At 43.1% G+C, this 2,887-nt stretch carries 6 protein-coding genes; all 6 read right to left on the reverse strand.

Annotated features, from left to right (window positions below):
• Positions 1 to 559 (reverse strand): POTRA domain-containing protein (locus F6K38_RS38610; RefSeq protein WP_287360225.1); only part of this gene is annotated, 559 nt, incomplete at its 3' end.
• A 13-nt stretch (positions 560 to 572) separates the two neighbouring features.
• A complete protein-coding gene (locus tag F6K38_RS38615; protein ID WP_287360226.1) occupies positions 573 to 782 on the reverse strand; it encodes a hypothetical protein in 210 nt (69 codons plus the stop codon).
• Positions 783 to 795: 13 nt separating this feature from the next.
• Entirely contained in the window at positions 796 to 921 is a 126-nt protein-coding gene (locus F6K38_RS38620) for a hypothetical protein (RefSeq protein WP_287360227.1), read from the reverse strand.
• A gap of 60 nt (positions 922 to 981) precedes the next feature.
• Positions 982 to 1,674, reverse strand: coding sequence for a hypothetical protein (locus F6K38_RS38625; protein WP_287360229.1), 693 nt, complete (start codon positions 1,672 to 1,674; stop codon positions 982 to 984).
• 110 nt (positions 1,675 to 1,784) lie between these two features.
• Complete coding sequence (locus F6K38_RS38630; protein WP_287313259.1) at positions 1,785 to 2,375, reverse strand: hypothetical protein; 591 nt, start codon at positions 2,373 to 2,375, stop codon at positions 1,785 to 1,787.
• Positions 2,376 to 2,672: 297 nt separating this feature from the next.
• Positions 2,673 to 2,887: hypothetical protein (locus F6K38_RS38635; protein WP_287360231.1), on the reverse strand; the 215-nt coding region annotated here is incomplete at its 5' end.

Here is a 2,887-nt window from a genome sequence, read left to right on the forward strand (position 1 = left end):
GACTGCGCACATATCCTTCCCGCAGACGGTTTAATCCCTCCAGTTCAATCCGTTCTAAGTCACCCTCAACCACCTGGATTTTCACAACACCTTTGCTAAAGTCTTGGACGGGCAAAAATGCGCCAGAAGTGATGTAACCATTTTCAATGTAGAGCTCAGTAATGGCAGAACGCAGTTGAAGCAACTCCTCAAACCTTACTTCACGGTTCTCATATTGGTTTTTTTTATCTGCAATTTCTTTTTGCAAAACGGTATTGCCCAAGACCTCCACTTCTGTGACGAAGAATGGCACACTGGGTGGAATTGTAACTTCAGGGAGTTGGGGAGAGGAAGGAATTTCTAGGTTTGGCTGAGGTTGTGATGCTGGAGATTCTTCACGAACAGGAGGCGGTAAATCGGATGGGGTGGGAATAGTTTCCTGAATTCTTTCAGGGGTTTCGGTGGGAAGGTTCACTCCTGGGGGTGGAGTAGACTGAGCCACTGCTCCCATAGTTAGGCTCACGATGGGAATAATGCTAGAGCCTGAAATTACAACAATCGATTTCAGTGTATGATACATAGTTTCAGCTTTGTTAGAATTGCTGAATCTTCGGATGAATAGGAGTGGGGTGGGCATGCTGCTTGCTCGGGAATGAAACAGGCAAGATGCCTGCTCGGAAATGAAACAGGCAAGATGCCTGCTCGGGAATGAAATAGGCAAGATGCCTGCCTGGTCGGAAATGAAACAGGCAAGATGCCTGTTCTACTAAGAGGCTCATGCCACAGCCAGATGCCCATGCCACAAAACTATTAAAATCATCCCGCATTTATGCAACGCCACAGAAAAAGCGATCGCATATCGATAAACCAAAGTACTAGTTGGTAATCCCCCATATTCCCAACTCCCAGGGAGTGCGCTTGACCCGTAATTAAATTCGCCACGGGTCGCACCGCTCCCGACTCCCGATTTTGTGGTCTACTCAAATGAAAACTGCTGTCAAGCTACTCTTGTTCCATAGATAAAACAAAAACACTTCCCTGAGTAATTTGGACAACTCTCACAACTTCGGAGTTGTCTTGAGGAACGAATGTTGATATTAAAATACCAGCTGTACCACCAATACGTTGAGAATCACTACTGCAATCTTGACCAAAGATATCAAATACGCTGTCTACTAAACAACCGATTGCCATCCCTTGTATTCCAGAAGTACGAGTACGTTTCTTGGCTTGCTGATCACTATTATTGACTGTGATTTCACTAGCGGGAATTACTGGACTCTCCGCTCGCAATGGTAACAATTTACCTTCTACAACAATTGATTCAACTAATATCTTAGCTCCGCTAGCTGAGGGAACTAACTTAGCGGGCACTATCGAATTAGCTGGAATAGCGATTTTGCCAGAATTATCTTTGATTGGCTGGGCTAAAACTAGATTCAGTAATAAACTTTGGTTTTCCTTAATTAGAAAATCAACATGATTAGGAAAAGCAACCACAACAGCGGAGTTTTTGGGAATAACAACAGCAGGCTCCGGAGTTGATTGATTCTGATCACTACTCTCGATTTTATCGGGAGTTGATTGATTCTGATAACTACCCTCGATTTTATGATCTTCCTCAGCTAAGGCATTTGTAGAATTACCTAAAATCGAAATAACTAGAGCTGTACCTAAGATTATTTTGCGCTTCATGACACTTTCCAAAAAAACGAAAATACTTGGGAATCTGTTCAATAACGGTCTCAGACAAATATCTTGCCCCTAAGGTAGAGGCTTGCGTTTACCCTAGGGGTGTTTCGAGACTACGGATTCATCAACATGTAGAAAAAATTATTCTGTAGTTGACGTTCTAGTTCTAGACGATTCATACTCTCTTTAGCATCAATCGCATGATGTTGAACATCAGCATTGAGTTGTGTTGCTTCTATATACGCAGCACCTTTAACGAATGCTTCACAGTTTAATCCAGCTACTACGTTGGTAACACTTGAGAGATCGTGATGATAACGCTGTCCATATTGCTGATGATTCCGACCACTTTGGACTTGATTTGTAGCTTGACTATTGCGACGATTTGTTTCTTTTTTACCATTAGCATTACCTCGAATTCCAAAAATACTGACACCACCTCCACCTCCAGCAGCGCGGTTATAGAAGCTGTTAGATTCTTGAGAGTATTCCCGATTAAACTGATGGGATAGACTGCTAGTACTCTCAGTAGAAACAATATTATTTTGCCGATTAGCAGCTACAATATCGTTGCAATAGGTGCGTGGATTATCAGCTAAAGCATCATGGTTAATCCAAGACCTGTAGGGTTCAGCATAGGCAGGTATAACAGAAGTAATGATAATGGTGGCTGTGATCAGAGAAGAAAATAATCCAAACCGCATTTGTTTCTCCTTAAGTTGAAATAATCAGTCTGTTGCTGATGAAGATATAGTGGTTTTCAATTAGTGCGTAGGGTGTGTTAGGGGCGGACTTGCCCTTATTTTTAGCCTCGTAGCCAGGGTTGGGATAGTCCGCCCCGTAACGCACCACCAAAAGGCTGGCTCTGATTTTCCACCTCTTTCCCAGTGTTGGGACAGCCCGTCCGAAAACTGTAACAGGCAAGATGCCTGTTACACTCACCGGGTCAAACAGTAAAAATGAGATGCACCCTCTCGGTTAGAGTTTTGATTAGGAGTGTCTTAAAACAAAGACGGATCGTAAGACTGGTCAAAAATACCGTCATTATTACTATCGCGCCAATTTTCTGGGGAGAAAGACGGATCGTAGGACTGGTCAAAAATACCGTCATTATTACTATCGCGCCAATTTTCTGGGGAGAAAGACGGATCGTAGGACTGGTCAAAAATACCGTCATTATTACTATCGCGCCAATTTTCTGGGGAGAAAGACGGAT

Origin of the sequence: Moorena sp. SIO3B2, from assembly GCF_010692525.1 — a bacterium.
In the GTDB taxonomy this organism is placed as follows: Bacteria; Cyanobacteriota; Cyanobacteriia; order Cyanobacteriales; family Coleofasciculaceae; genus Moorena; species Moorena producens.